The organism is Rhizobium subbaraonis, assembly GCF_900220975.1.
In the GTDB taxonomy this organism is placed as follows: Bacteria; Pseudomonadota; Alphaproteobacteria; order Rhizobiales; family Rhizobiaceae; genus Mycoplana; species Mycoplana subbaraonis.
Window position 1 is genome coordinate 219101 of record NZ_OBQD01000011.1, and the last position, 23725, is coordinate 242825.

Annotated in this window: 36 protein-coding genes and 1 tRNA gene; 7 read left to right on the forward strand and 30 right to left on the reverse strand. The window is 63.3% G+C overall.

The genetic code is table 11. The features are described from left to right. Window positions 1-13 precede the first annotated feature (13 nt). The 11 genes from CRO48_RS18330 to CRO48_RS18380 all read right to left on the reverse strand — a co-directional run bounded on the left by CRO48_RS18330 (window position 14) and on the right by CRO48_RS18380 (window position 9548). Window positions 14-1036, reverse strand: a complete 1023-nt coding sequence (locus CRO48_RS18330) for a sulfate/molybdate ABC transporter ATP-binding protein (protein WP_097141307.1) — start codon at window positions 1034-1036, stop codon at window positions 14-16. Next, entirely contained in the window at window positions 1033-1929 is an 897-nt protein-coding gene (gene cysW, locus CRO48_RS18335) for a sulfate ABC transporter permease subunit CysW (protein ID WP_097141308.1), read from the reverse strand. Before cysW ends, CRO48_RS18330 begins: the two co-directional genes overlap by 4 nt. 4 nt (window positions 1930-1933) lie before the next feature. Further along, window positions 1934-2761, reverse strand: a complete 828-nt coding sequence (gene cysT, locus CRO48_RS18340) for a sulfate ABC transporter permease subunit CysT (protein ID WP_097141309.1) — start codon at window positions 2759-2761, stop codon at window positions 1934-1936. 67 nt (window positions 2762-2828) lie between these two features. Continuing rightward, the gene (cysP, locus tag CRO48_RS18345) at window positions 2829-3812 is read right to left on the reverse strand and encodes a thiosulfate ABC transporter substrate-binding protein CysP (RefSeq protein WP_097141310.1); all 984 of its coding nucleotides are present in this window, start codon (window positions 3810-3812) and stop codon (window positions 2829-2831) included. 159 nt (window positions 3813-3971) lie between these two features. Beyond that, a complete protein-coding gene (locus tag CRO48_RS18350) occupies window positions 3972-4850 on the reverse strand; it encodes a 3-hydroxybutyryl-CoA dehydrogenase (protein WP_097141311.1) in 879 nt (292 codons plus the stop codon). Window positions 4851-4982: 132 nt separating this feature from the next. Then, window positions 4983-5912, reverse strand: coding sequence for an electron transfer flavoprotein subunit alpha/FixB family protein (locus CRO48_RS18355; protein ID WP_097141312.1), 930 nt, complete (start codon window positions 5910-5912; stop codon window positions 4983-4985). A gap of 163 nt (window positions 5913-6075) precedes the next feature. Further along, window positions 6076-6825 (reverse strand): electron transfer flavoprotein subunit beta/FixA family protein, encoded by a 750-nt coding sequence (locus CRO48_RS18360; protein WP_097141313.1) that lies wholly within the window; start codon window positions 6823-6825, stop codon window positions 6076-6078. A 189-nt stretch (window positions 6826-7014) separates the two neighbouring features. Then, window positions 7015-7800 (reverse strand): rhomboid family intramembrane serine protease, encoded by a 786-nt coding sequence (locus tag CRO48_RS18365; RefSeq protein WP_097141314.1) that lies wholly within the window; start codon window positions 7798-7800, stop codon window positions 7015-7017. A gap of 31 nt (window positions 7801-7831) precedes the next feature. After that, a complete protein-coding gene (locus CRO48_RS18370; protein WP_097141315.1) occupies window positions 7832-8410 on the reverse strand; it encodes a cob(I)yrinic acid a,c-diamide adenosyltransferase in 579 nt (192 codons plus the stop codon). Window positions 8411-8420: 10 nt separating this feature from the next. Continuing rightward, on the reverse strand, window positions 8421-8624 hold the full coding sequence (locus CRO48_RS18375; protein ID WP_097141316.1) for a twin transmembrane helix small protein: 204 nt from the start codon (window positions 8622-8624) through the stop codon (window positions 8421-8423). A gap of 78 nt (window positions 8625-8702) precedes the next feature. Beyond that, window positions 8703-9548 (reverse strand): SDR family oxidoreductase, encoded by an 846-nt coding sequence (locus tag CRO48_RS18380; protein ID WP_097141317.1) that lies wholly within the window; start codon window positions 9546-9548, stop codon window positions 8703-8705. A 106-nt stretch (window positions 9549-9654) separates the two neighbouring features. On the opposite strand from CRO48_RS18380, the gene CRO48_RS18385 reads away from it, so the two are divergent. Beyond that, on the forward strand, window positions 9655-10596 hold the full coding sequence (locus CRO48_RS18385; RefSeq protein WP_097141318.1) for a YihY/virulence factor BrkB family protein: 942 nt from the start codon (window positions 9655-9657) through the stop codon (window positions 10594-10596). Here the strand turns inward: CRO48_RS18385 and gluQRS are convergent. Then, window positions 10543-11466 (reverse strand): tRNA glutamyl-Q(34) synthetase GluQRS, encoded by a 924-nt coding sequence (gluQRS, locus tag CRO48_RS18390; protein ID WP_097141319.1) that lies wholly within the window; start codon window positions 11464-11466, stop codon window positions 10543-10545. The two genes, CRO48_RS18385 and gluQRS, sit on opposite strands and share 54 nt — an antisense overlap. 85 nt (window positions 11467-11551) lie before the next feature. Here gluQRS and CRO48_RS18395 point away from each other — a divergent pair, with 85 nt between their 5' ends. Then, window positions 11552-12196, forward strand: coding sequence for a DNA-3-methyladenine glycosylase family protein (locus tag CRO48_RS18395; protein WP_097141357.1), 645 nt, complete (start codon window positions 11552-11554; stop codon window positions 12194-12196). Between the two features lie 121 nt (window positions 12197-12317). Next, entirely contained in the window at window positions 12318-12875 is a 558-nt protein-coding gene (locus CRO48_RS18400; protein WP_097141320.1) for an HNH endonuclease, read from the forward strand. Window positions 12876-12953: 78 nt separating this feature from the next. Here CRO48_RS18400 and CRO48_RS18405 read toward each other — a convergent pair whose 3' ends face one another. Then, window positions 12954-13466 (reverse strand): disulfide bond formation protein B, encoded by a 513-nt coding sequence (locus CRO48_RS18405; RefSeq protein ID WP_097141321.1) that lies wholly within the window; start codon window positions 13464-13466, stop codon window positions 12954-12956. Window positions 13467-13481: 15 nt separating this feature from the next. Next, window positions 13482-14069, reverse strand: coding sequence for a YqaA family protein (locus CRO48_RS18410; protein ID WP_097141322.1), 588 nt, complete (start codon window positions 14067-14069; stop codon window positions 13482-13484). Window positions 14070-14284: 215 nt separating this feature from the next. On the opposite strand from CRO48_RS18410, the gene CRO48_RS18415 reads away from it, so the two are divergent. Beyond that, a tRNA-Leu gene (locus CRO48_RS18415) sits at window positions 14285-14369 on the forward strand. Window positions 14370-14474: 105 nt separating this feature from the next. On the opposite strand, the gene CRO48_RS18420 is transcribed toward CRO48_RS18415, so the two are convergent. The 15 genes from CRO48_RS18420 to CRO48_RS18475 all read right to left on the reverse strand — a co-directional run bounded on the left by CRO48_RS18420 (window position 14475) and on the right by CRO48_RS18475 (window position 21555). Beyond that, entirely contained in the window at window positions 14475-15563 is a 1089-nt protein-coding gene (locus CRO48_RS18420) for a tyrosine-type recombinase/integrase (protein ID WP_097141323.1), read from the reverse strand. Further along, window positions 15563-15820, reverse strand: coding sequence for a hypothetical protein (locus CRO48_RS18425; protein ID WP_097141324.1), 258 nt, complete (start codon window positions 15818-15820; stop codon window positions 15563-15565). Before CRO48_RS18425 ends, CRO48_RS18420 begins: the two co-directional genes overlap by 1 nt. Next, on the reverse strand, window positions 15817-16356 hold the full coding sequence (locus tag CRO48_RS18430; RefSeq protein ID WP_097141325.1) for a hypothetical protein: 540 nt from the start codon (window positions 16354-16356) through the stop codon (window positions 15817-15819). Before CRO48_RS18430 ends, CRO48_RS18425 begins: the two co-directional genes overlap by 4 nt. Beyond that, window positions 16353-16802 (reverse strand): ASCH domain-containing protein, encoded by a 450-nt coding sequence (locus CRO48_RS18435; protein WP_245423566.1) that lies wholly within the window; start codon window positions 16800-16802, stop codon window positions 16353-16355. Before CRO48_RS18435 ends, CRO48_RS18430 begins: the two co-directional genes overlap by 4 nt. After that, a complete protein-coding gene (locus CRO48_RS18440; protein WP_097141326.1) occupies window positions 16795-16992 on the reverse strand; it encodes a hypothetical protein in 198 nt (65 codons plus the stop codon). The genes CRO48_RS18435 and CRO48_RS18440 overlap by 8 nt, the downstream gene beginning before the upstream one ends. Further along, a complete protein-coding gene (locus CRO48_RS18445) occupies window positions 16989-18041 on the reverse strand; it encodes a phage Gp37/Gp68 family protein (protein ID WP_097141327.1) in 1053 nt (350 codons plus the stop codon). Before CRO48_RS18445 ends, CRO48_RS18440 begins: the two co-directional genes overlap by 4 nt. Continuing rightward, on the reverse strand, window positions 18034-18918 hold the full coding sequence (locus CRO48_RS32255; protein ID WP_176526803.1) for a hypothetical protein: 885 nt from the start codon (window positions 18916-18918) through the stop codon (window positions 18034-18036). The genes CRO48_RS18445 and CRO48_RS32255 overlap by 8 nt, the downstream gene beginning before the upstream one ends. Further along, window positions 18915-19052, reverse strand: a complete 138-nt coding sequence (locus CRO48_RS32260; protein ID WP_176526804.1) for a hypothetical protein — start codon at window positions 19050-19052, stop codon at window positions 18915-18917. Before CRO48_RS32260 ends, CRO48_RS32255 begins: the two co-directional genes overlap by 4 nt. Continuing rightward, window positions 19049-19396: a hypothetical protein gene (locus CRO48_RS18455; RefSeq protein ID WP_097141328.1), complete on the reverse strand. Its 348-nt coding sequence runs from the start codon at window positions 19394-19396 to the stop codon at window positions 19049-19051. The genes CRO48_RS32260 and CRO48_RS18455 overlap by 4 nt, the downstream gene beginning before the upstream one ends. Next, the gene (locus tag CRO48_RS18460) at window positions 19393-19599 is read right to left on the reverse strand and encodes a hypothetical protein (RefSeq protein WP_097141329.1); all 207 of its coding nucleotides are present in this window, start codon (window positions 19597-19599) and stop codon (window positions 19393-19395) included. The genes CRO48_RS18455 and CRO48_RS18460 overlap by 4 nt, the downstream gene beginning before the upstream one ends. Window positions 19600-19663: 64 nt before the next feature. Beyond that, window positions 19664-20566 carry a DUF2303 family protein gene (locus CRO48_RS18465; RefSeq protein ID WP_097141330.1) on the reverse strand — a complete coding sequence of 301 codons (903 nt, stop codon included), beginning with the start codon at window positions 20564-20566 and terminating at the stop codon, window positions 19664-19666. Between the two features lie 75 nt (window positions 20567-20641). Continuing rightward, window positions 20642-20995, reverse strand: coding sequence for a hypothetical protein (locus tag CRO48_RS18470; RefSeq protein ID WP_097141331.1), 354 nt, complete (start codon window positions 20993-20995; stop codon window positions 20642-20644). Between the two features lie 7 nt (window positions 20996-21002). Beyond that, window positions 21003-21179, reverse strand: coding sequence for a hypothetical protein (locus tag CRO48_RS32265; RefSeq protein ID WP_176526805.1), 177 nt, complete (start codon window positions 21177-21179; stop codon window positions 21003-21005). A gap of 4 nt (window positions 21180-21183) precedes the next feature. Next, complete coding sequence (locus CRO48_RS32270; protein WP_176526806.1) at window positions 21184-21345, reverse strand: hypothetical protein; 162 nt, start codon at window positions 21343-21345, stop codon at window positions 21184-21186. 15 nt (window positions 21346-21360) lie between these two features. Next, on the reverse strand, window positions 21361-21555 hold the full coding sequence (locus CRO48_RS18475) for a hypothetical protein (RefSeq protein ID WP_097141332.1): 195 nt from the start codon (window positions 21553-21555) through the stop codon (window positions 21361-21363). Window positions 21556-21787: 232 nt separating this feature from the next. On the opposite strand from CRO48_RS18475, the gene CRO48_RS18480 reads away from it, so the two are divergent. Further along, window positions 21788-22033: a hypothetical protein gene (locus tag CRO48_RS18480; protein ID WP_097141333.1), complete on the forward strand. Its 246-nt coding sequence runs from the start codon at window positions 21788-21790 to the stop codon at window positions 22031-22033. Here CRO48_RS18480 and CRO48_RS18485 read toward each other — a convergent pair. Continuing rightward, complete coding sequence (locus CRO48_RS18485) at window positions 22030-22737, reverse strand: XRE family transcriptional regulator (protein ID WP_245423567.1); 708 nt, start codon at window positions 22735-22737, stop codon at window positions 22030-22032. The two genes, CRO48_RS18480 and CRO48_RS18485, sit on opposite strands and share 4 nt — an antisense overlap. 55 nt (window positions 22738-22792) lie before the next feature. On the opposite strand from CRO48_RS18485, the gene CRO48_RS18490 reads away from it, so the two are divergent. Both CRO48_RS18490 and CRO48_RS18495 read left to right on the forward strand, forming a co-directional pair. Next, a complete protein-coding gene (locus CRO48_RS18490) occupies window positions 22793-22996 on the forward strand; it encodes a transcriptional regulator (RefSeq protein WP_097141334.1) in 204 nt (67 codons plus the stop codon). A 337-nt stretch (window positions 22997-23333) separates the two neighbouring features. Continuing rightward, window positions 23334-23725 (forward strand): hypothetical protein (locus tag CRO48_RS18495; protein ID WP_141402072.1); only part of this gene is annotated, 392 nt, incomplete at its 3' end.

The window sequence follows — 23725 nt, forward strand, 5'->3', positions numbered from 1 at the left end:
TGATGGGCGGCAATCAGCCGTTCTTGTAGATGCGCGGCCGGCGGACGTCGATGAAGCCAGCCTCGCCCTTGCGGTGCGGAAATTCCGGCGCGGTGTCGAACTCGACCGACTGGCCGCCGGTGGTCTTGGCCAGCACCCGGCGCGAATCCGGCCTGTCCAGAACGCGGACGATATGTGCCGGCACGCCCTGGCCGTCCTCGCGCCAGGCCACGTCGGCGGGGCGGAACAGCACTTCCGCAGTGCCGTCCGCCAGACCCGCAGCGTCATAGGCCACGTCCTGCACATAGGCCATGCCGTCGCGCACGGTAGCCGGCAGGCTGTTAGCGTCCCCCAGAAAACGCATGACGAAGGCGTTTTCCGGATGCCGGCAGACCTCTTCGGGGGTGCCCTGCTGGACGATCATCCCCTTGTCGAGAATGACGACGCGGTCGGCCAGGTCGAGCGCTTCTTCCTGGTCGTGGGTGACGAAGAGCGTGGTGATCCCGAGTTCATCGTGGATCCTGCGCAGCCAGCGGCGAAGGTCGCGGCGGACGTTGGCATCGAGCGCGCCGAAGGGCTCGTCGAGCAGCAGCACGCGCGGATCGACGGCAAGGGCGCGGGCGAGTGCGACGCGCTGGCGCTGGCCGCCGGAGATCTGGCCTGGGAAACGCTCGCCGAGACCGGAAAGCTGCACGAGCGCCAGAAGCTCCTCGACCCGTTCGCGGATGGCCTCGGGCGAGCGCTTCACCTTCGACACCTTCATGCCGAAGGCGATGTTTTCCGAAACGGTCATATGCGGGAACAGCGCGTAATGCTGAAACACAAAGCCGACGCCACGATCGCGCACGGGAATGTCAGTCGCGTCCTCGGTCCCGAAGTAGATGTGGCCGCCGTCGGCATATTCGAGGCCGGCGACCATGCGCAGGATCGTCGTCTTGCCCGAGCCGGACGGGCCGAGCAGGGCGAGGAGTTCGCCGCTCTCGATATCGAGTGAAACGCCGTGGACGGCGCGGAAGGTGTCGAAGGTCTTGACGACGTTGTCGAGGCGGATTTTCAAGGCTTGACCTCCGAAAGGCTATCGTTGCCGGCAAGGGAAGCCGGGCGGCTGCGGCGACCCGCACCCTGCCGCTCCAGGGCCACCTTCACCACAAGCGTGATGACGGCGAGCGTGGCGAGGATCGAGGCCGCGGCGAAGGCGCCGACGGCATCGTAGTCATGATAGAGAAGTTCGATATGCAGCGGCAGCGTGTTCGTCTGGCCGCGGATGTTGCCCGAAACCACCGATACGGCGCCGAACTCGCCCATCACGCGGGAATTGCAGAGCACGACGCCGTAGAGCAGTGCCCATTTGATGTTTGGCAGCGTCACCGTGAAGAAGGTGCGCCAGCCGCTTGCGCCGAGCGAGGTCGCCGCTTCCTCAAGGTCGCGTCCCTGCGCCTGCATCAGCGGGATCAGCTCGCGCGCGACGAAGGGGGCGGTGACGAACATGCTGGCAAGCACGATTCCTGGCAGCGCAAACATGATCTTCAGCTCGGCCGCTTCCAGTACCGGGCCGAAAAGGCCCTGCAGGCCATAGACGAAGAGATAGGAGACGCCGGCCACGATCGGCGAGATCGAGAAGGGGATTTCGATGACGATCAGCAGCAACCGCCGGCCGGGGAAATCGTGCTTGGTGATCGCCCATGCGGCGGCAATTCCAAAGGCGGTGTTGATCGGAACGGCGATCAGGGCGGTCAGGACGGTCAGCATGATCGCGTGCCGCGTATCCGGTTCGGCGATCGCGGCGGTAAAATAGGGAAGGCCCTTGGAGAAGGCATGGGACGCGATCACCGCCAGCGGGGCGATGACGACGACCGCCACGAAGAACAGGACGATGCCGATGAGCGCGCGGCGGAATTTCGGGGCATCGCCGATACGCGGCGGACGGCGGCCGGAGAGATGCTTTGCCATCAGGTCAGTTTCTCACGGTATAGCGAAGGGCGCGCGCCTGCAGCAGGTTCGTCACGGCCAGCATGACGAAGGCTGCGATCAGCATGACGGAAGCGATCGCGGCTGAGGCCGGATAGTCGTATTCTTCCAGCCGGATGAAGGCCAGAAGCGCGGTGATCTCCGTCTCGAACGGCTGGTTGCCGGCGATGAAGATGATGGCGCCGAACTCGCCGAGGCTGCGGGCGAAGGAGAGCGACACGCCGGCGAGAAGGGCAGGCGTCAGAAGCGGCAGGACGACGCGGGCGAAGATCGAGAGATCGCTGCCGCCCAGCGTCTGCGCGGCCTCCTCTAGTGTCGGGTCAAGCTCCTCCAGAACGGGCTGGACGGTGCGGACGACGAAGGGAAGGCTGGTGAACGCCATGGCGATCATGATGCCGAGCGGCGTATAGGCGACCTTGATGCCGAGCGCGGACAGCGGACCGCCGAACCAGCCGTTCACGGCGAAAAGCGTGGTCAGCGATATGCCGGCGACGGCGGTCGGCAGGGCGAAGGGCAGGTCGACCAGCGCGTCGACGATGCGACGGCCGGGGAAGCGGTAGCGCACCAGCACCCAGGCGAGCGCCAGGCCAAAGACGAGGTTGAAGAGGGTTGCGACGAAAGCGCAGGAGATCGTCACGACATAGCTGGCCACGGCCCGGTCCGACGAAATGATGCGCCAGTAGTCCGCGGGGCCGAGGCTGGCGGCCTTGAAGACGAGCGCTATCAGCGGCAGGACGATGATGATCGCCGCATAGACAAGCGTGATTCCCAGCGAGAGTGGCAGGCCGGGCAGAACGCGCCGTTTCACTATCATCGTCCTTTCGCAAACGAAGGACCGGCGGGTTTGCGCCCGCCGGCCCGGATCGACATTGATGTGGTGTTTATCGGTTGCCGTAGATGCTGTCGAGGATTCCGCCTTCGGAGAAATGCTCCTTGGAAACCTCCGGCCAGCCGCCGAAGACGTCTTCTACCTTCACGAGGCGGATCTCCGGAAACTGGTCCTTGAACTCGGCTGCGACCTTTTCGTCCAGGACGCGGTGGCCAAATTCCGCGGCGATCTTCTGTCCTTCCGGCGCATAGAGGAAGTCGAGATAGTTCTTTGCCAGTTCCTGCGTGCCGTGCTTCTCGGCGACCTTGTCGACGATGGCGACGGGGAACTCGGCGAGCAGGCTGACGGAGGGAACCACCTGCTGGAAATTGTCGGTGCCGTACTGCTTGGCGATCGCCTTCGTCTCGGCCTCGAAGGTGATGATGACGTCACCGATCTCGCGCTCGACGAAAGTGGTGGTGGCGGCGCGTCCGCCGGTGTCGAAGACCGGGACGTTGTCGAAGATCTTGGTGACGAATTCCTTCACCTTTGCCTCGTCGCCGCCGAACTTCTCATTGGCATAGGCGGTGGCGGCGAGATAGGTGTAGCGGGCGTTTCCAGAGGTCTTCGGGTTGGGGAAGATCACCTTTACGTCGTCGCGGGCGAGGTCATCCCAGTCCTTGATGTTCTTCGGGTTGCCGGCGCGAACCAGGAAGGACGGGAAGGAATAGAACGGCGAGGCGTTGTTGGGGAATTTCTTCTGCCAGTCCTCGGCGACAAAGCCGTTCTTGACGAGGAAGTCGATGTCGGTGACCTGGTTGAAGGTGACGACGTCGGCCTCGAGGCCCTCGACGATCGCGCGCGCCTGCTTCGAGGTGCCGCCATGCGACTGATCGACGGTGACGCCGGGATGCTGCTTGACGAAGGCCTCGTTCTCCGCGGCAAACAACTCGCGGGCGATGTCGTAGGAGGCGTTGAGGAGCTTGTCTGCAGCGTTTGCCGAAAGCGGGACCGCCAGGGCCGCGAGCGCGGCACCGATCAAAAGAAGGCGCTTCATTGTGATGTTACTCCGGAAGGCATGTGCGTTGTCTGTCCGCAAACTAGCGGGCAGAACGCGGGCTTCCGAGAAATCAGTCACCAATCACGGGCGCATACGGCGAAAATCTTTTCGCTCCAGGCCTGCCGGCGAAAATGCGCAACATAAGCGCAGCGGATATCAGCGGGTGGGGACGGGCACTTCGCCGCGGTAGTCGTAGAAGCCGCGGCCGGACTTGCGTCCGAGCCAGCCGGCCTCGACATACTTCACAAGCAGCGGACAGGGTCGGTATTTGGAGTCCGCCAGGCCTTCATAGAGCACCTGCATGATCGAGAGGCAGGTGTCGAGGCCGATGAAGTCCGCAAGCTGCAGGGGACCCATCGGGTGGTTGGCGCCGAGCTTCATGGCGGTATCGATCGCATCCACCGTTCCCACGCCTTCGTAGAGCGTATAGATCGCCTCGTTGATCATCGGCAGCAGGATGCGGTTGACGATGAACGCCGGGAAGTCCTCTGCAACGGTAACCGTCTTGTCGAGGCTCGCCACGAATTCCTTGGCGGTCTTGAAGGTTTCCTCTTCAGTCGCGATGCCGCGAACCAGTTCCACCAGCTTCATGACGGGGACCGGGTTCATGAAATGAATGCCCATGAAGCGCTCGGCGCGGTCGGTCGCGGAGGCGAGGCGGGTGATGGAAAGTGAAGACGTGTTGGTGGCCAGGATCGCGTCGGGCTTCAGGACGGGGCAGACCTGTCCGTAGATCTTGCGCTTGACGGTTTCGTCTTCGGTCGCAGCCTCGATGACGAGGTCGGCCTGGGAGAGATCGTTGACGTCGTTGGAGCCCTTGATATGCGACAGCGCATCCTTGCGCTGCTCGTCGGTCATCTTGCCGGAGGATACCTGCCTTGCCAGGTTGCCGTGGATCGTCGCGAGGCCCGCCTCGATGCGCTCCATCGAAAGATCGTACATCTGGACCTTGTAGCCGGCGGAGGCGCAGACATGGGCGATGCCGCAGCCCATCTGGCCCGCTCCGACGATACCGACATTCCTGATCGTGCTCATTTTCCGCTCACCGACTGGCCGAAGCCCAAAAGGAAACCGGGCCGACGAATGTCGACCCGGTGAAGTGATAATGGTGTGCGACGTTTTTTTCCAGCGATTATTCGTCGCCGGTGCCGCAGTCGCCGTAACCGCTCAGAGCGCTTTCTCAAGCTCCGGCAGGGCTTCGAAGAGGTCGGCGACGAGGCCGTAGTCGGCAACCTGGAAGATGGGGGCCTCCTCGTCCTTGTTGATGGCGACGATGACCTTCGAGTCCTTCATGCCGGCGAGGTGCTGGATGGCGCCGGAAATGCCGCAGGCGATGTAGAGTTGCGGGGCGACCACCTTGCCGGTCTGGCCGACCTGCCAGTCGTTCGGCGCATAGCCGGCGTCGACGGCGGCGCGCGAGGCGCCGACGGCGGCGCCGAGCTTGTCGGCCACCGGCAGGATCACCTCCTTGAACTTCTCCGCCGAACCGAGCGCGCGACCGCCGGAGATGATGATCTTGGCCGAGGTCAGCTCGGGGCGGTCCGACGACGACAGTGCGTCGCCCACATGGGTCGAAAGGCCCGGATCGGCGGCGGCGGCCACCGTCTCGATCGCAGCGGAGCCGCCTTCGGATGCGGCGGCGAAGCTTGCCGTGCGCACGGTGATCACCTTCTTTGCATCGGTCGACTGCACCGTCTGGATGGCGTTGCCGGCATAGATGGGCCGCTTGAAGGTATCGGGTGCTACCACTTCGACGATCTCGGAGACCTGGGCGACGTCGAGGAGCGCTGCCACACGCGGCAGCACGTTCTTGCCGACCGAGGTGGCGGCGGCGACGATCGTGTCGTAGCTGCCGGCAAGCGAAACGATCAGGGCTGCCAGCGGCTCGGCGAGGTTGTTTTCGAGGCTTGCGTCCTCGGCGACGAGCACCTTGGAGGCGCCGGCAAGCTTGGCCGCCTGCTCGGCAGCGGCCCTGGCACCGGCACCGGCGACGAGGATGTGCACGTCGGAACCGATTTTCGTTGCCGCCGTCAGCGCCTTGGCCGTCTGGTCGGAAAGATGGGCGTTGTCGTGATCAGCCAGAAGAAGAATGGCCATGATGATGTCTCCCTATCTGTTTGCGCTCAACGGTTCCCTTGGGGCCGGCGCGCGACAATCTTGTTCATCCCGTCATGCCGGACTTGCTCCGGCATCCAGCGCGCGCAAGTCCACCGACGCGGCGCGGCTGGATCCCGGCTCAAGGCCGGGATGACGGAGGGTGTCAAAGCACGCCGGCTTCGCTCTTCAGCTTCTCGACCAGCTCGGCCACCGACTTGACCTTGACGCCGGCCTTGCGGCCCGAGGGCTCCTCGGTCTTGAGCACCTTCAGCCGCGGCGCGGTGTCGACGCCGAAATCGCCGGGGGTCTTCTTGTCGAGCGGCTTCTTCTTCGCCTTCATGATGTTGGGCAGCGAAGCATAGCGCGGCTCGTTCAGGCGCAGGTCGGTGGTGACGACCGCCGGCAGCTTGATCTCGATCGTCTGCAGGCCGCCATCGACCTCGCGGGTGACCTTGGCGCTGCCGTCGCCGAGCTCGATCTTCGAGGCGAACGTGCCCTGGGCCCAGCCCAACAGCGCCGACAGCATCTGGCCGGTCTGGTTCGAATCGTCGTCGATCGCCTGCTTGCCGACGATGATCAGGCCGGGCTGCTCGGCCTCGGCCACGCCTTTCAGGATCTTCGCCACGGCCAGCGGCTCGACGGCGTCGTCGGTCTCGATCAGGACGGCGCGGTCAGCGCCCATGGCAAGTGCCGTGCGCAGCGTCTCTTCGGCCTTGGCCGGGCCGATGGACACGACCACCACTTCCGCAGCCTTGCCGGCTTCCTTCAGCCGCAACGCTTCTTCCACCGAGATTTCGTCGAACGGGTTCATCGACATCTTCACATTCGCAAGCTCGACACCCGAACCATCCGCCTTCACACGGATCTTCACGTTGTAGTCGACGACCCGCTTTACAGGGACCAGAATCTTCATGGCTTCTCCTTCCAATGCCCGGGTGGGAAAATGCGCCATCGGGGCGCGGTCCGATTGTCGGTTGGCGACATCGATACGCGTTTTTTTCGCAAGTTCAAATCTTTCGACGGGCTCTCGCGGAGAAACCTGATGACATATTATTGACGTTCACGTCAACGTCAATAAATGGCGCGTTGCCGGGCGGCAGAGTTATCTGCCCCACCGGATGGGCGGCGCGGAGGAGGCCTGACGTTCCTCCTGTTCCTTCGTCGGGGTCGTTTCCTTGTGTCGCACCGCATCCGGCGTCACGATGGTACGGTCGAACAGCGGCACCCCACGCCGCCTGAGAAAGACGACAAGAACAGCGCCGGCGATGATGCCGCCGACATGGGCGCCCCACGAGACGTCGCCGTTCGGATCGAGAAACAGCATGTAGAACTGCTGACCGACCCAAAGCACCAGCGGAACGGCTGCCGGCAGCGGCAGGGGAAAGCGGAAGAAGACGAGCACCCAGACGCGCACCTTCGGATGCAGCAGCAGATAGGCTGCCACCACGCCGGAAATCGCGCCCGAAGCGCCAATCAGCGGCGCTTCGGAGGCGGGCTGGAACAGCCCGTGGACGAGCGCGCCGGCTGCAGCACAGGCGAGATAGAAGACGAGAAAGCGGAAGTGGCCAAGCGCATCCTCAACATTGTCCCCGAAGACCCAGAGAAACAGCATGTTGGAGGCGAGGTGGAGGAAATCGGTATGGATGAACGCATAGGTGATATAGGTCGCGTCTTCGGGTACGAGCACCAGCCCCGGCTCGAGGTCGGCATAGCCGAAGACGACGGCCGGGATGTATCCGAGCCCGACCACGGTTTCGTCGGAAAACGCCTGGTTTGCGGCAAGGCCTGCCACCAGCCACACCGCCACGTTGACCAGGATCAGGCCGATCGTGACGTATTGCGCCTTGATGTACTTCAGCGAGTTCCTGTCATGCAGCGGTATGAACATGCGGCCCCATCCCCTCGGCTTGCTTCAGCCCTTACCTGTTCTGGCCCGGCACCCAGAGAACGTCGCGCACACCCTTGTCATTCACCCAGCGGGCGGCGACGAAGAGAAAGTCGGACAGCCGGTTGATGTAGGCGATGGCCTCCGGCGACACCGCTTCCCCCTTGATCGCATCGAGCTCGACGACCCGCCGTTCCGCGCGTCGGGCAACTGTCCGCGCCACATGCAGCGCCGCAGCCCCTGCCGTTCCGCCGGGGAGCACGAATGAGTGCAGCGGCGAAAGGTCGGCATTCAGCGCGTCGATCTCGTTTTCGAGCCTCTCGACCTGTGCCTTGACGATGCGCAGCGGCTCATATTGCAGCACCTCTCCGGTTACAGGCGTCGCCAGATCTGCGCCGAGATCGAAGAGGTCGTTCTGGATCCTCATCAGCATGCGGTCCAGATCGGGGAAGCCCGCGGTATGCTGGCGTGCGACGCCGACCAGCGAATTGGTCTCGTCGACCTCGCCATAGGCCTCGACGCGCGCGTCGTATTTCTTGCGGCGCGGGCCGGCAACCAGGCCCGTCGTGCCGTCGTCGCCCGTGCGGGTGTAGATCTTGTTCAGCTTGACCATGGAACGAGCCTTAGGACGGCCGGCCGCCGCCGGTGACCCACAGCGTCAGCATGATGAGCACGATGGCGACTGCCTGCAGGACGATTCGCATCTGCATGAGCTTGTTGGATTTGTTGCCGCTTCCGCCCTTGAGCATGTTTGCGAGGCCGCGAATCAAAACGATCGCGACTAGGCCCATGACGAAAAGCGTGAGATAGGTGAGGAAGGTAGACATTTTCCGAGAATCCGTCGTTGCGAGAGTTATGTCCAGAAATTGTTTCTTGCTGAAGCGAGTTGACGTTTCGGACGGCGGTCATCCGAGCCTGCCGATGATGCGATAGAACAATGCCGCTGGCAGCAGCTTCTTCAAAATCGCGCCTTTTTTCGCAGGCGAGGTGACGATGTAATGCGGACGCGCCGTCCGGGCCTCCAGCGCATGCTTGAGGACCCGATAGACTGCGTCCGGGCCGAGCTTGCCGGGCGAAGGCCTGCTTTCTCCCCGCAGACGGCGCATCTGCCGGCGGTATTCCTCGGCATGGACCGAGTTTTCCAGATCTATGTTGCGCTCGATGTGGGCGACGGCGTTCGCGGTGAAACGCGATTCGATCGGACCCGGTTCGATCAGGCTGACCTGGATCCCGGAGCCTGCAAGCTCCATGCGCAGCGTCAGCGACAGGCCCTCGAGTGCGAACTTCGACGCATTGTAGGCGCCGCGCCAGCGATAGGGGACGATCCCAAGGATGGAGGAGCACTGCACGATGCGGCCGTGGCCCTGGCGGCGCATCACAGGGATGAGGCGGCGCGTCAGGTCGTGCCAGCCGAACACATTCGTCTCGAACTGCTGGCGCAGTGCCTGAACAGGCAGGTCTTCCACGGCGCCTGCCTGTCCGTAGGCCCCATTGTTGAACAGAGCGTCGATCCGTCCGCCGGTGCGCTCAAGCACGGAATCGGCGAGCGCTGCGATCGAGCCGCCATCGGTGTAGTCCATGATGAAGGTCTCGATGCCTTCCGCTTCCAGGGGGGAGCGGTCGGCTTCCTTGCGGACCGTGGCGAAAACGCGCCACCCGTCTGCCTTGAGCGCACGTGCGCAATGGGCGCCGATGCCGGAGGAACACCCGGTGACGATGATCGTTCTAGCCGTGGAAACGAGTTCTGCCATTTGCATTTCCTGTACAAATTCAGTTTCGTTTCCCATATTCACCGGGCGCTGACAATTGCGCCAAAAAGACCGTCCCGATCGGGAGGGCCAGCAAACGGGATGGGAAATGCCGACCGCTCTACGCCTCGTCTACAAGGTCGTGTTCGACGCGATCTGGCATTTCACCGAAGACGACGGCTGGGCAATGGCGAGCCACGTGGCCCTGTCGACGCTTCTTGCCGTGTTCCCTTTCCTGATCTTCGGCACGGCGCTTGGCACCTTTCTGGGCGCGGACCAGTTTGCCGACACAGCAGTCCACCTCATCTTCGACACCTGGCCGGCGTCGATCGCCGATCCAATCTCGCGTGAGGTCGTTGCCGTCCTGACGATTCCGCGCGGCGGGCTGGCGACTGTTTCGGTGCTGGCGGCGGCCTATTTCGCGTCCAACGGCGTCGAGGCGCTGCGGGTGTCGCTGAACCGGGCCTACCGCGTCAGCGAGACGCGCTGGTGGTATGTAACGCGCCTGGCAAGTCTCGGCTTCGTCGTGCTCGGCGTGGTCGCGCTGGCGGCGATCAGCATCGTGCTCGTCGCGGCGCCGCTGGCCGTGCGCGCGACGGACCAATGGATTCCCTGGCTCGGCTATGTCTACTCGCTGGTTCTCGAATGGGGTCTCTTCGGCACCCTCATGGTGCTTTTCGTCGGACTTCTGATCGCGCATCTGTGGCTGCCCGCCGGCCATCGCCGGATTGCCGACGTGCTGCCAGGGATCGTGCTGACGCTCGCGGCCTGGACGATCGGCGCCTATGTTTTCGCCTCCTACCTCGCTGCCTTCTCGACCTATGTGAAGACCTATGCGGGCCTTGCGTCGATCATGATCGCGCTCGTTTTCCTCTATATCGTCGGCGTGATCTTCATCCTCGGGGCCGAGATCAACGCGGCGCTGCTGAAGTACCGCGTCAAGCACCTCATCCTCGATCGCATTCGCGGCAGGAAGGCGGCGGCGGACGAGCCGGCTTCAATCGAGGACGAGGCCATTGCGCGCGAACAGCAGGCAGAGGTCCGCCGGTAGCAGTCCCTTCTCGCGGTAGGCGGCGATCCCGGTGTCGCGGTTGCTTTTCGAAAGCTTTCGCCCGTCGTCGCCGAGCACCAGCCCGTGATGACGGTAGACGGGCTGGGGCAGGTCGAGCAGCACCTGCAACAGCCGGTGGACTGACGTCGCATGGAAGAGATCCTGTCCGCGCACCACATGGGTGACGCCCTGCAGCGCGTCGTCGAGCGTGACGGAGAGGTGGTAGCTCGAAGGGGCGTCCGGACGCGAAAGGATGACATCGCCCCAGCGCTGCGGGTCCGCCATCACCTGTCCGGTCTCGCCGGCGGGGCCGGAACCGGTCTCCTCCCATTGCAGCGGGTGATCGCCGAGCCGGGCTTTCATCGCGGCGATCGCTGCATCCATGTCGAGCCGCCAGGCGTGTTGCCGGCCGTTCTGGATCCACTGCCGGGCAAGGGCCGGATCGAGACCGCGCTGTTCTGTCGGATAGCATGGGGCGCCGTCCGGATCGCGCGGCCACGGCCTTCCCGATGCCTCGCTGGCGGCAACCCGCTGTCGCACCTCCCCGCGGCTGAGGAAGGCCGGATAGGCAAGCCCGCGGCCGATCAGGTCCTCCAGCGCATGCTGGTAGAAGGGGAAGTGTTCCGACTGGCGCCGCACCGGACGCTCCCATTCGATGCCCAGCCAATGCAGGTCGCGATAGATCGCCTCTTCATACTCTGGCCTGCAACGCGCGGTATCGATATCCTCGATGCGCAGCAGGAAGCGGCCGCCGCAGGCCGCGGCCATGTTGCGGTTGAGGATGGCGGAATAGGCGTGGCCGAGATGCAGGAGCCCGTTCGGGCTCGGGGCAAAACGAAAGACGGCTTGCTTTGACAACGGCGAATCCATCAGATTTTCATGCACGAAACCGGCGCGGCCGCCAATGGGGCGGCAGGCGCGAAAGGCGGTTCGACGCGATGGGGGTGCCATGCAACTGCACATGATCCGAACGCAGGCGGATGTCGCCGCCGGCCTGGTCGACCTGGCGCTGCTCGATGCGCGGCTGTTCCAGGTCATCGACAAGGCGGGCCCGGTGCCGCTTCGCCGGCACGATCCTGGCTACCGCGGGCTTGCCGGCATCATCGTGTCGCAGATGATTTCGCGCGCCAGCGCTGACGCCATCTGGTACAAGCTTGAACAGATCGCCGGCGACATTACGCCGCATCACGTGCTGAGCCTGACGGAGGCGGACAACCGCGCGGCAGGGCTGTCGCGTGCCAAGGCGGAGACGCTGCGACGGGTGGCGGAAGCCGTCGACCGGGGCGAAATCGACCTCGACGCCATCTGCCACATGGAGGCGATGGCTGCGATCCGCTCGCTGACTTCGATCAAGGGGATCGGGCGATGGACGGCCGAGGTCTATCTGCTCTTCTGCGCCGGTCATCCGGATATCTTTCCCTCCGGCGATATCGCGCTTCAGAATGCGGTCGCGCACGCGCTGGGCCTGCCGGTGAGACCTTCGCAGGCGGAGCTCGACGAGATCGCACAGCTCTGGTCACCCTGGCGCGGCGTCTCGGCGCGGCTTTTCTGGGCCTACTACGCGCGCGAAATGCGCCGCGACGGCACTCCGATCGCCTGAGCTTTCGCGAAAGGGTTGCAAAGGGTTAAAAGCGTGCGGCGCTTTTTCTTTCCGGCTTCACAATGCTGTAACAACGGGCCTAATATAGAGGTGCAGATGCCGAATCGGTCAGGAGAATCACTTGACGATTTCAGTTTCACCACAGGCCCTGCCGGCGCTCGTTTTGAACGCTGACTATAGGCCGTTGAGCTATTATCCCTTGTCGCTGTGGTCCTGGCAGGACGCGATCAAGGCGGTCTTCCTCGACCGTGTGAACATTATTGCCGAATACGAGCATTCGGTGTCTTCGCCGAGCTTCACGATGCGCCTGCCGAGCGTCGTCAGCCTCAAGACCTACGTGCAGCCGTCCCGCCATCCGGCGTTTACACGCTTCAACGTGTTCCTGCGGGACAAGTTCGAATGCCAGTATTGCAGCTCGCCGGACGATCTGACCTTCGACCACGTCATCCCGCGCGCCCATGGTGGCGAGACGACCTGGTGCAACGTGGTCGCCGCCTGCTCGCCGTGCAACCTGCGCAAGGGCAGCAAGCTTCCGAAGCAGGCTGGGATGTTCCCACACCAGCGGCCCTACCAGCCCACGGTACAGGATCTCCACAACAACGGCCGGCTGTTTCCGCCGAACTACCTGCACGAAAGCTGGATGGACTATCTCTACTGGGATGTCGAACTGCAGCCCTGAGAAGGGCTGCCGTCCAGGCGCACGCCGCTTTCCGCATTCCGGCCTTTACGCGGCAGGGTGCCGGGCTCCGGCCTTGGCTCAGCTCTTCTTCGCCGAAACGCCCTTGAAGGCGATCGCGGCCAGGATAAGGCTTGCGATGACGTTCCAGCCGGCAAAGGAAAGGCCGAGGAAGCGGAACGAGGCCTCGGTGCAGGACGGCGGCTTCTTCGCGTCGAGATCGCCGAGCAGGTCACCGGCATTCTGCGTCACCCCTTGCGCGGTGGTCGCGCAGGTCGAGGGTCCTTCCCAGAAGCCCCACTCCGCGCCGGCGTGATAGACGCCAAGCCCGGCGCCGACCAGCATCATGACGCCGGCGACGAGGAGCAGCGTGCGCGTAAGCCAAGGCGGGCCGCCGAGTGCGGCGGACAGGGTCGCCAGCAGCGCGACGGGGACGCCGTAGTAGTAAGGCAGCCGCTGCAGCAGGCACAGTGCGCAGGGGATATAGCCGCCGATATGCTCGAATCCGAGCGCACCGCCAACCGTCGCCGCCATGCCGACGGTCAGGAGAAGGGCGAAGGGAAGGGCGGAGCGGTTGGAAAGGGCGATCGACATGATGTGGGTCTCGGTTCAGGCAACGTAGCGGTATGCAGCGTAGAGCGCAATCAGAAGGCCGGCGCCGACGCCTGCGAGGAGACCGAGCTGCTTTTCGATGAAATCACGAATCGGTTCGCCGTAGCGCCGCAGCAGCCAGGCGAGGAAGAAGAAGCGGGCGCCGCGCGCCAGGATCGCAGATACGATGAAGAGGCCGAGATTGATGTTGGCCGCCCCTGACAGGATGGTCACCACCTTGATCGGCGGCAGGTGCGCCAGCCCCGAGGTGACCAAAAGGAGCACCAGCGTCTCGTAGCCGACCGAGGCGCGCAGCGCGTCGAAGGCGTCGAGCTTGCCGTAGAACTCCAGCACCGGCTTTGCGACCGCCTCGAAGGCGTAGTGACCGAGATACCAGCCGGCGATGCCGCCCAGCACGGATGCGACGGTTGCGACGAAGGCATAGCGCCACAGGCGTTCCGGCCGGGCGAGGCCCATCGGCAGGAACAGGACGTCGGCGGGAATGAGAAAGACCGAGCTTTCAACGAAGGCGATGACGGCGAGCCATGCCTCTGCCGATTTGCGTGCGGCGAGCGACATGGTCCAGTCGTAAAGGCGGCGAAGCATGAATGGGTCCCGGTTCGAGGATATGCGTTTTTACCAAGTCCGCCTCCTTTGTAAATGACTGTGCGGCCGCAGTGTGGCCGAGATCGCAGCATGCGGTGGAAGAGCCAGCGCGGGTCAAGGCGCCGCGTATGGCAACCCTTCCCGCGAGTTGCACGTTACCCGCTTGCGCGGCACGCCGCCCGCGTGGTAGACGCGCTCTCGTCACCTGCTGCGATGCCCCATTGGCGGAACTGGTAGACGCGCTCGACTCAAAATCGAGTTCCGAAAGGAGTGCTGGTTCGATTCCGGCATGGGGCACCACCAGCAATTTTTACCATTGATTTTGTTGTCTTTTTTTGCCTTTAATGTCCAGATCGCCGCAAGCAGTCCGATTTTCTGGACACTTTTGTTCCCGTTCTGAACTTCTCAATCGTCATCATTCTCAGGCTTCGACATAAGCTCGATGGCACTCTTCGCGAGGCGGCGTTGGTTTGCGGCCTTGGTGTACCGGGTCACTTCCTTCGAGGTGGTGTGGCCTGTCACCGCCATGATCTGATGTTCGGTTGCGCCTCTGTTCGCGAGGCGTGTCGCGGCCACCTTGCGCAGTCCGTGGGCGCTGCAATGAGGAAGGCCAGCTTCGTTGCAGCGGCGTCGGAAATAAGTGCCGAAGCTGTTCGAATTCTTGAATGGCCGGCCGAAGTCCGTCACCAGAAAGGTCAGGTCCCCGCATTTCGTGGCGTCGATAATCTCTTGCAGATCGGGATGGATTGGTAGCTCCAACGTGATCGGTTTGCGATTGCGGTTCTTCTGCTGCGTAAACTTGATTTGTCCGCCGGAGACATGTTGCTTTCCGAACAGGATGATGTCGCTGCGGCGCTGGCCGGTGTAAAGCATCAGCGCCATGGCAAGGCGCGCGCGCGTACCTACAGGATGCCGTGCTTCGAACTGTTCGACTTCGGCTTCTGTCCATGTGTGGAATCCGTCCGTCGTTCCCTTAAAGTAAGCGACATCACGGGCGGGATTGCTCATCGCCAGCTCGACGTCTTTTGCAGTTGCCCAGTTGAAGACGGCGCGAAGCGCCTTGATGCGGCTGTTGCCCGCTTCGGGCAGATCAGACTTCCGATCGCGCAGCACCCGGACGGCTTTCGGCCCGAACACATTGATCGGCACATCCTCGAAGAGCTTGCCGGAACCCGGCTTGATCGGCTCCGCCCAGATGTGCTCGATGATCTGCTTGCGCACGAGCCTGGTGCGCTGGTCAAGGCGCATGTAGTCGGATGACTGGAAATACTTCTCGCAAAGCCAGCGGAGCGTGCCCTGGGTCGACCGCTTGGGACCGATCTGCTCTGCCGAGAGTACACCGCTCAACGCATCGTAATATGCCTTGTTGAACTCATCGCTACCCGGCACGCCTGGCAGGCGGATCTTCTTTTGGCCCTTCTTGCGGAAATAGAACCGCAGAACGCCGCCGGTGGTGTCCTCGACGACGTATTTCTTCGCAAACTTCTTCGGCATCAGACCTCGAATTCCCATCCATCCTGATCGTCATCGGGGCTTCCGCCCGGCAGGCGATCGAACGCGCGATCAAGGGCGCGACGGTCCCAGATGACACGGGCGTTCGCGCGTTTCGGCTGGGGCATTCTGCCATCGCCGACCATTTCGTCAAACAGGGACGGCGAGACGCCAACGTAGGCGGCGGACTGCAGCCGGTTCAGGCCTCTGGCTGAGGGAAGCGGGCAGGGGGAAATTCGCTCTGCTGCGGCTATCGTCATTTGCGCTTCCTCCATCTGTCAAATTCCGCCCGCAGCGACAGCCAGCGCTTGCGGGCGTTTTCGTCTGTGTTGAGTTCGGCCATGGACTGGACGCCGAGGATGCTGCGGACGCGGGTCTTGAGCCGCTCCAGATCGGAGGGGTCGGCGCCGTGGCATTCGTGCAGGAATTTGCGGAAGAGGTGATCGTCCTTGCACTTCATCGCGCATTCGGCGGCGAAGTTGCGGACCTTCTCCGGCTTTGGCTTCGGTGACAGCCGCTCAATCTCTGCCAGCGCCTGGCGGTAACGCTCGGCGAGGCGCGCGTAGCGTTCGATTAGCCAGAAATGATCTTCCGCGATGTGCAAGAACAGCTCCCGGTCATCGACCGGAGCTTCGCCGCATATGCAAATCACGCGGGCAAAGCCTTCGCCTTCTCCCGATGTGAGAAAAAGCTCGCCGTCGGCCGCCATTATGCCGAACTGGCGCGAAGCTCTGGCGGCCCGCGTGCGGAGCGCTTCCAGGCGCATTTGCGCGGGGCTGGCGGCTGGCTGATTCATCGGCGACCGGCCTCCGCCTGATCCTGGCCGACAGGGGCGTGCGACCGGATTGCATCTGCGACGGCGGCGCACGTGGCGGGCTCCAGATTGAAAAATCCGAGCTGGCCTCGGCAGGGAATCAGCGGGATCGGGAAGGCATCGCGCAGGACGAAGCCGTAGCGGCCGAAGAACCAGCCACTATCCATCTTTGTGACACAGTCGACGATGCGGGCCATACCGACGACGCCGCCTCGCGGCAATGCCATCTGGTCGTCATCGTCCTTGTCGATCTCGGATTTCGAGACGCCAGCATGAACGATGAACCAGCCGCGTCCCTTCGTCGGCCAGTCGCGGTTCTCGACGTCTTTGCCGTCGTGGAAGATGTGGTGCGGATAGGGCTGCTTGATGCTGAGCGCCTTGATTTGGCCCGCGGCGACGCGGTTCGCCAGAATGGTGAGGTCAAGCACGGTTGCTCTCCCCTTCCTGACAGGACGCGGCCTTGTTCTTCATGATGGCGTTGCGGCTGGTGACCATGCGATAGCCATCGGCGAAGCGGACGAGGCAGCTGTTCATGGTGCCGCGTGCGAGCACTTCGCAGGGCTGACCTTTACGGTTCTGGCGGTTCCAACGGAAGATGTAGGGCAGCGGTGCGTTCATCGGCGCACCTCGGGGAAACCGTTGTGCTCGATGCCATCCAGCCGGCGGCCGGCTTCCTTCTTGGTGGCCGGCATCATGTAGCGGCCGTTGCAGTCGGACGTCTGCTTGTGCGATCCCCACTGCTTGAACAGGAAGGGGATGCCGGCTGCGGCGCATTGGTCGCGCAGGCTCTCGGCCCATTCCGGCTGCATCGGCCGGGCGCCGTGGCCGCTCTCGCCTCCGACGACGACCCAGTCGAGGCGGGGCAAATCCGAGAACGCAAGCGGATCTGCTTCGGTTGCCAGCGTTGCTGCTTCATCATGAAACCAGCCAACTTCGTCGGACTTCAAGGCATTGATCCAATATGGACCGAAGCCATCATTCGGTTGATGGATGCAAGTCAGGTCCAGCGGGCCAAGCAGCGGCTCGGCGCTGATCCAGCGGATGGCGGCCGGGGTATCGAGCAAGACCGGGATGCGCTCTTCGGCGCGCTTCTGATCTTCGACTGAAACGCCAAGCCATACGTTCGCCAACGGGATCGCCAGCGGGCAGGCGTGATACAGGGCTCGATGCTCCGGGGTGGCGTCGGGATGGAGGCGAGCCATGGCCTCGTGCTGGGTGATTGGCAGCCCACGGGGAACGGCTGTGGCCCATCGCGACGCTAACAGGTGTCGCGGGCGCGCCAGGTATGTCCGCATGCGCTCCGGGCGCTTTGTCAGCACCTGAAAGGTGTGCTGCGGGGAAAGCGCCATCACGGCAAAGACCTGGTCGATCCATTCGTCGGGCACGCCTTCGGCGAAGAGGTCGCCATGGGCGCAGACGAAGATCATGCGCGGGCGCTTCCAGCGCAGGGGCTGGTCCAGCCATTCGGGGTTGAAGCGGACTTCGCCGGTCCATACCGGGCCGGCCTTGCTGTCCTTCGTCAGGCCGGTGCGGCTCGGGTGATGGCGCAGGCGGGTGCCGGCGAGCTTCATGGCGTAGCAATTGGTGCAGCCGGGGGAGACGATGGAGCAACCGGTGATCGGGTTCCAGGTGGCGTCGGTCCATTCGATCTTGGTGTTGTCAGCCATTCGCGCTGCCCTCCGTCTGTGGTGCGGGGGCGGCGGGGAGTTCCATGAAATGCGTCGGCACCCATTTGAGGTGGGGCGCGTTCATGTAAAACCCATCTGCCGATTTTGCCTGTTGGTCTCGCAGGTATTGCGTGCTCCAAATGTCGGCGCACCATTGGCGGCGGGCGTTATAGCTCCCGATGATGATCAGCCGTTCATTCGTCGCATCCAGATCGCCGATCGGCCGCCACCCATCCCCGGCGGGCGTGGAGGCGGGACGGGATCCCTCGTCAAAGCGGTATGTGCTGATCGGCCCGTCGCTGGGTTTGCCGGTGTCGAGATCAACGACCGGCGATCCTTCAAGGCAGGCGGCGTGGCATGTGCCCATCTCTATGTCGGAGGCGCATAGATCGGTGGGCTTGAACACCTCGGCGCAGATCGGGCACTTCTCCCCCTCCACCCCCGACGATGCCGGGGAGGTGGTGATCCGTTCGCCGCGCTGATGCAGCATCATGGCGAGGTTGCCAACGTCGACCGGGTCTCCCTTCTCGACATGATCGCGGAGTAGCTGCGAAAGGAAGTCACCGCTGCATTCGTCTCTGTTCTGCCACCCGCCGCGACCTTCTGCCCGCTTCTTGGCCATCTTCGCCTTCATGGCGTCGGCGAAGCGGTCCACGGCGAGAGCATCTGGATGTGTAGCCCCGATCCCCTGCATGTCCACCGCCCCCGCCTCCACCGCAAGCGCTGCGGAAAGGGCGGCTTCGGCAGATCCCATCTTGTCCTTCCAGAGTGGGAGGCCGGAATAGCTGCCTACATGGTCCAACGTCTTCGGATCGTAACCTTGGGCAATGCAGATTGCTCGTGCGGCTGCCTCGATGTGCTTCTCTGTCGGTTTCAAAGCTTGGTCTCCTCCCGAACGAGCGTGATCTTCTTCACGAAGCTGCCGGGGCGTTCCTTGCGGGCGCGGGCCTCGGCGATCAGGCTGTTGCCGTCGTGAAAGTGAACGCGGAAGGTGGGGAGCGTTTCGGTCATCGGCCGATGCTCCCGCCGCGCCTCGCTTCCAGCATGCGGGCATGCATCGTCACGTATGGAAGGCGGATCGGCTTGAGGACCATTTCGCCGTTGGTGGCGAGCTGGCGGCGATAGACGACCGTCTTGCCGTCCTCGGGCCTGACGGGCGCCTTGCCCTGCGTGCGCCAGCGCTCGATACGGTTGCCGACATAGTTGCGCAGGCGAGCCTCGTCGGCGCCGAGTTCGACGGCGATCATGGCGACGCTCTTGCCGGACAGGATGCGGTTGCGGATCTCGGGCTCGTAGGCGGCGGGGACATAGATCTGCTTCGGGCCGCCGAAGGGGATTGCGGATGCCTTCGTCATGCGTGCAGCTCCGGAGGGAACAGGACGGAATGCAGCACGCCCATGCCGATGGCCGGGTCGTCGGTGCGCCTGGCGTAGTAAGCTGCGGCGGCTTCGGCGATCGCCAGCTCGGCAAGATCCTCGACGCGGCGATCCAGTTCCTCGGCTGCCTGGCGCAGGCGCGCCTCGGTGGCGGCATCGAGCCTTGTGGTGATATGTGTCATGGTGGGGCCCTCTGAAGGGGAGAAACAGTCGGGGCGACCGTGGCCGCCCCGTGGTGGCGCTGGATCAGGCCTCGGGCTTGCCTTCGAACTTCGGCAAGTCCAGTTCGGCTGCGGCGCGTTCCATATCTCGGCGCACTTCCTCGGTGATGTGGATGTCCGGCCGGTGGAGCATGAAGGTCCAGGCGATCGCGCCGTCGCGGGTCTTGTAGCGCAGGCGCACCGGAATGCGGGCCGCTGCGCCGCCATGGAAGATCGGGATATTGATCACGAACACGCCCGGCACGTTGATCGGCTGGCCATCCGCGTTCTTGTGATCTTCCTCGAAAATGATCTGGCTTTCGCCCGACTGCAGCTTGACCGCGTTCTTCACACGGACCTCGGCATTGATCTGCAGGCCGCGCGACAACATGATGAGGTCGGTCGGATGCCCGACCCTGCAGGAAAACATGCGCTGGAAGCTGTCTTCTTCCAGATCGTCCGGGCTCGTCAGATCCTGAATGTGATCTTCGATGAACTCGGCGAAATCGGCCTGGGGCATCGGCTTGCCGTGCTTGTCCGTCCAGACCTTCCATTCTTCGGAGCGCGGGAAGGGATAGTGGATGCGGTGCTGGCCGAAGGCGGCATCGGTGGCGCCGTGATAATCGATGACGGCGGTCAGTGACGGGTTGTTCCAGTCGATATCGGCGAAGATGACGCTGTCGTCCGTCTTGTGGCGCTCGACGAGGTCGATGAAGGATTCGATCGTGTTGACGCGGGCCATGCCGATCTTGCGCTCCGGGCGGGTGCGCCACGGCTCGATCAGCTGGGCCAAGCCCTTCGCCTCGCCGGTGCGGCCATTGACGAGCACCGGGATTGCGGTCGGCACGCCCTTGACGCCTGACGGCACGGAAAAGGTCTTGATCTCGTAGCCGGCGCGATCGGCAAGCTCGGCAATGGCCTTGACGGCGGTTTCGGACAGCTGGTCCATGGACTTTCCTCTTTGGTTTAGGCGCGGGCGGGATGCCCGGCCGGATGGGTGATTTCGGGTGGAGGGCCCGGGCCTTTACTGCGCGCCAGCGGAGAGGCCGGCGTCGGGCACGGCGCGGGTGGAGAACATGTCGTGCTGGCGCGGGTGCTCGGTGGAAAGGGCGCCGTCCTCGACGACCCAGAAGACGGAGTTCTTGCGCGGGCGCTTGGGGGTCTTTGATTCCATGTCGACGCCGATCGTCACCATGCCGTCCTTGACGGAGAAGTTCAGCTTGACGGTCGTCTGGCCTTTGAAGGTGGCGTGCGGGTTCTCCTCCGACATTTCGGAGAGTTTCTGCAGCGTGTCGGCGATCTCCTGGGAGAGCGCGGGATTGAACTGGCCGTTTTCCAGAAGGCCAATGATCATGGATGCGTCGCGAATTTTCTTCATGGCGGGGTTAGCTCCGGCAGAGGATGGCAAGGGAGAGGACCGCCAGCAGCGCGGGCAAAGCCCAGTGCATCAGCAAGGCGCTGATGCGGTCGGCGCGGTCGCGGGCGGCAATGAGGCTGTCGATGCGCGACCAGTCGGCCTCGATGCGCTCGATCGGATATCGGGGGAAGCGGCAGGTGCGCATCGGATCAGGCTCCGAGAACGAGAACGCCGGTGAGGGCGAAGGCCAGCAGCCCCGCGACCACCAGAAGGGCGAAGCGCTGGATCTCAAGACTTTTGATCCGCAGGCGGGACAGGTCTCGCTCTGCGCTGCGCGGCCGGATGGCGTAGTCGCGGGGGTGCTGGTGCATGGCGCCGGCCTCCGATCAGGCTGCGCGGCGGACGGCGGCGGCGTTTGCTTCCTCGACCGCCTTCGGAACGAGGGTCGTCATCTCGGCGCCGGTCACGCCGCGGTTGCGCAGATAGGTCTCGTCGCAGTGGCCGTCCTGGCACTCGCGCATGATGGTGGCGATCTGGGAAACGCGTGTCTTCTGCTTCGGGGTGAGCATGTTGGTATGCATCGTCATTCTCCATTGTTGGGGTGAATGAGGCCGGGAAGGGTGGGCCGCCGCCTGGGAGGAGGAGACGCGGCGGCCCTGTTCGCGGCCTGAACGATGCAAAACGTAGGTCCAACCTACATTTATGTCAATCTGAAAATGTAGGCTAAACCTACCAAAAAATGATTCGACACGCAGAAAGTGTTGCGGCTAAATGAGAACGTAGTGAGAACAAACGGAAGGGAGAGTGCAAAAAATGGTTACGTATTTCGTAGTGCAATCTTTCCAGCGGGGGAAAAAGGGGATGCTGATTGCCGACCAGCCGAAGCAGGCAAGAGATCGCGCGCATTGTGAGTATCTGGCGGAGCGATTGGCGGCATCGGCGGCGAGTGTGGTCGCCTTCTCGCGGACGGGCGAGCCAGAAACTGGGGCGTGGGATGATGCCGTTGTGCTCGCCGTGCATGGCGAGCTGCCAGCAGAGTTGCTTGAGCTTGCCGGCTAGCGTGCGTCGTATTTGCCGACCACGCGGTGGCAGATAGGCCATTCCTGTCGGAATTCAGAGAACTCGCTCAGTGGATTATACTGCTGCAGATGCCATTCGCGATCGTTCCAGCCGTTAAGTTGCTTTACGATCGCCTCGACGTCGCCTCCATGTGGCGGCGTATGATAGAGGATCACATTTCGATTTCGAGCGGGCGGCAAGTTCGGGTTTACGAGCGCCATATCGCCAGGCCAGAACGCTGGAACCATTGATTCTCCGGCGATCAAAAGGCCGTAACCACCTCGAACGTTCTCCAGCTCGGCCGGCCGTTTGACGCTGTCTATTGGGTCAAACGTCACAATGACGTGGCCATCGCCTCCCATCGCAGCGGCGTAGATCGGCATCCTGCCCGTCCCGAGTAGTTGCTCTCCCGGCACAATTTGCACCGCCTGACCTTTAGTGCGCTTGCGCGACTTCTCCGGAAGGGTGGGCGCCACCCCTGTGCCGCTAAAGAGCCAGGTCTCTGAAATATTGAGCAGCTGGACCATCTGCGGAATGCGCTCTGTTGCTGGGCGCGTGATATCGCTCTCCCATTGAGAGATATTCACTCGATCTATGCCCAGCTCATCCGCTAGAGCCTGCTGGGTCATGCCCGCCGCCTTGCGAGCGTGTCTTATTCTGGAGCCGATGGTTTCCATAATGGTGTTGTAGCTAATACCTACCATTTTGCACCTTCGTAGGCTGTTGACATAAATTGTAGGTTCAGCCTACAATTTGCCTATGATTGAGATTGTTGCAAAAGCTGCCAAAGAGGCAGGGGGCGTAGTGTCGTTAGCGCGCGCTCTCGGGATTAAGCATGCGTCGCTATACTCTTGGCCGCGGGTCCCCGCAGAACGGGTGCTGGAGATCGAGCGGCTCACTGGGATTTCTCGGCACGAACTGCGCCCAGATGTATTTGGGCCAGCTCCGGAGGCCGCCGAATGAGTGCGGCCCTCTCGCACGTCTCATTTCTGCAAGGCGCAGTTCCCCTCTGGAACCCTCCTTCCAGCCGCCTTGCATCTTCGTGCCGGAGCTGGCGGGCGTTGCCTGCCGCTCCGGCACGTCTTTCCCTCCCTTTCCACTTCCGCGCGTTTCCTCGTTTCGCGCGTAAGCCGGTGCCCGGCGGGCGGCGGACCTCGATGCCTGCCGGGCGCTTCCGTTTTCTCTTTCGACTGGCATGCGGGCCTCCTTGATCTGATGGCCCGACCCTAAGCGCGCGGTGCGTGCGCTTCAGTGAATCCTTTCAACCAAATGTTTCCTTGCATTTTCGCGGGGTGTTTTCGTGCGCCTGATTTCCGAAGAAATGATCCTTTCGCTCAAGGGCGTGACCGATGCCTGCTACCGTCTGGGCGGCGGGGTGACCTCGTTTGCCCTGCTGACGCGCGTCGGCGTTTCCACGCTGGTCAAGTATGCCACGCTCGGCGAGCGCCGTGGCGACGGCAGCCACGAGCACGGCGCCACGCTGATCCCCGTCGATATCGCCGTCGAAGCGGATCTCCGCGCCGGCTCGCCGATCATCACTTCGGAGATGGCGCGGCACCTGGGCTTCCGGCTGGAGCCGCTGGAAGATCGCATCGCAATCGAGGCGCCGCTCGCCGAGGCGGACGTGCTCGCCATCATGGACAAGGCGACCGACGTCTGGCGCATGGCGCGCTCTGCGTTTGCCGATGGCCG

Excerpts from the sequence above, each read along its gene's own strand:
- cysW (WP_097141308.1), bottom strand. The coding sequence starts at position 1,929 with ATGGCAAAGCATCTCTCCGGCCGCCGTCCGCCGCGTATCGGCGATGCC.
- cysT (WP_097141309.1), bottom strand. The coding sequence starts at position 2,761 with ATGATAGTGAAACGGCGCGTTCTGCCCGGCCTGCCACTCTCGCTGGGA.
- cysP (WP_097141310.1), bottom strand. The coding sequence starts at position 3,812 with ATGAAGCGCCTTCTTTTGATCGGTGCCGCGCTCGCGGCCCTGGCGGTC.
- CRO48_RS18350 (WP_097141311.1), bottom strand. The coding sequence starts at position 4,850 with ATGAGCACGATCAGGAATGTCGGTATCGTCGGAGCGGGCCAGATGGGC.
- CRO48_RS18355 (WP_097141312.1), bottom strand. The coding sequence starts at position 5,912 with ATGGCCATTCTTCTTCTGGCTGATCACGACAACGCCCATCTTTCCGAC.
- CRO48_RS18360 (WP_097141313.1), bottom strand. The coding sequence starts at position 6,825 with ATGAAGATTCTGGTCCCTGTAAAGCGGGTCGTCGACTACAACGTGAAG.
- CRO48_RS18365 (WP_097141314.1), bottom strand. The coding sequence starts at position 7,800 with ATGTTCATACCGCTGCATGACAGGAACTCGCTGAAGTACATCAAGGCG.
- CRO48_RS18370 (WP_097141315.1), bottom strand. The coding sequence starts at position 8,410 with ATGGTCAAGCTGAACAAGATCTACACCCGCACGGGCGACGACGGCACG.
- CRO48_RS18375 (WP_097141316.1), bottom strand. The coding sequence starts at position 8,624 with ATGTCTACCTTCCTCACCTATCTCACGCTTTTCGTCATGGGCCTAGTC.
- CRO48_RS18380 (WP_097141317.1), bottom strand. The coding sequence starts at position 9,548 with ATGGCAGAACTCGTTTCCACGGCTAGAACGATCATCGTCACCGGGTGT.
- CRO48_RS18385 (WP_097141318.1), top strand. The coding sequence starts at position 9,655 with ATGCCGACCGCTCTACGCCTCGTCTACAAGGTCGTGTTCGACGCGATC.
- gluQRS (WP_097141319.1), bottom strand. The coding sequence starts at position 11,466 with ATGGATTCGCCGTTGTCAAAGCAAGCCGTCTTTCGTTTTGCCCCGAGC.
- CRO48_RS18405 (WP_097141321.1), bottom strand. The coding sequence starts at position 13,466 with ATGTCGATCGCCCTTTCCAACCGCTCCGCCCTTCCCTTCGCCCTTCTC.
- CRO48_RS18410 (WP_097141322.1), bottom strand. The coding sequence starts at position 14,069 with ATGCTTCGCCGCCTTTACGACTGGACCATGTCGCTCGCCGCACGCAAA.
- CRO48_RS18420 (WP_097141323.1), bottom strand. The coding sequence starts at position 15,563 with ATGCCGAAGAAGTTTGCGAAGAAATACGTCGTCGAGGACACCACCGGC.
- CRO48_RS18425 (WP_097141324.1), bottom strand. The coding sequence starts at position 15,820 with ATGACGATAGCCGCAGCAGAGCGAATTTCCCCCTGCCCGCTTCCCTCA.
- CRO48_RS18430 (WP_097141325.1), bottom strand. The coding sequence starts at position 16,356 with ATGAATCAGCCAGCCGCCAGCCCCGCGCAAATGCGCCTGGAAGCGCTC.
- CRO48_RS18440 (WP_097141326.1), bottom strand. The coding sequence starts at position 16,992 with ATGAACGCACCGCTGCCCTACATCTTCCGTTGGAACCGCCAGAACCGT.
- CRO48_RS18445 (WP_097141327.1), bottom strand. The coding sequence starts at position 18,041 with ATGGCTGACAACACCAAGATCGAATGGACCGACGCCACCTGGAACCCG.
- CRO48_RS32260 (WP_176526804.1), bottom strand. The coding sequence starts at position 19,052 with ATGACCGAAACGCTCCCCACCTTCCGCGTTCACTTTCACGACGGCAAC.
- CRO48_RS18455 (WP_097141328.1), bottom strand. The coding sequence starts at position 19,396 with ATGACGAAGGCATCCGCAATCCCCTTCGGCGGCCCGAAGCAGATCTAT.
- CRO48_RS18460 (WP_097141329.1), bottom strand. The coding sequence starts at position 19,599 with ATGACACATATCACCACAAGGCTCGATGCCGCCACCGAGGCGCGCCTG.
- CRO48_RS18465 (WP_097141330.1), bottom strand. The coding sequence starts at position 20,566 with ATGGACCAGCTGTCCGAAACCGCCGTCAAGGCCATTGCCGAGCTTGCC.
- CRO48_RS18470 (WP_097141331.1), bottom strand. The coding sequence starts at position 20,995 with ATGAAGAAAATTCGCGACGCATCCATGATCATTGGCCTTCTGGAAAAC.
- CRO48_RS32265 (WP_176526805.1), bottom strand. The coding sequence starts at position 21,179 with ATGCGCACCTGCCGCTTCCCCCGATATCCGATCGAGCGCATCGAGGCC.
- CRO48_RS32270 (WP_176526806.1), bottom strand. The coding sequence starts at position 21,345 with ATGCACCAGCACCCCCGCGACTACGCCATCCGGCCGCGCAGCGCAGAG.
- CRO48_RS18475 (WP_097141332.1), bottom strand. The coding sequence starts at position 21,555 with ATGCATACCAACATGCTCACCCCGAAGCAGAAGACACGCGTTTCCCAG.
- CRO48_RS18480 (WP_097141333.1), top strand. The coding sequence starts at position 21,788 with ATGGTTACGTATTTCGTAGTGCAATCTTTCCAGCGGGGGAAAAAGGGG.
- CRO48_RS18485 (WP_245423567.1), bottom strand. The coding sequence starts at position 22,737 with ATGGTAGGTATTAGCTACAACACCATTATGGAAACCATCGGCTCCAGA.
- CRO48_RS18490 (WP_097141334.1), top strand. The coding sequence starts at position 22,793 with ATGATTGAGATTGTTGCAAAAGCTGCCAAAGAGGCAGGGGGCGTAGTG.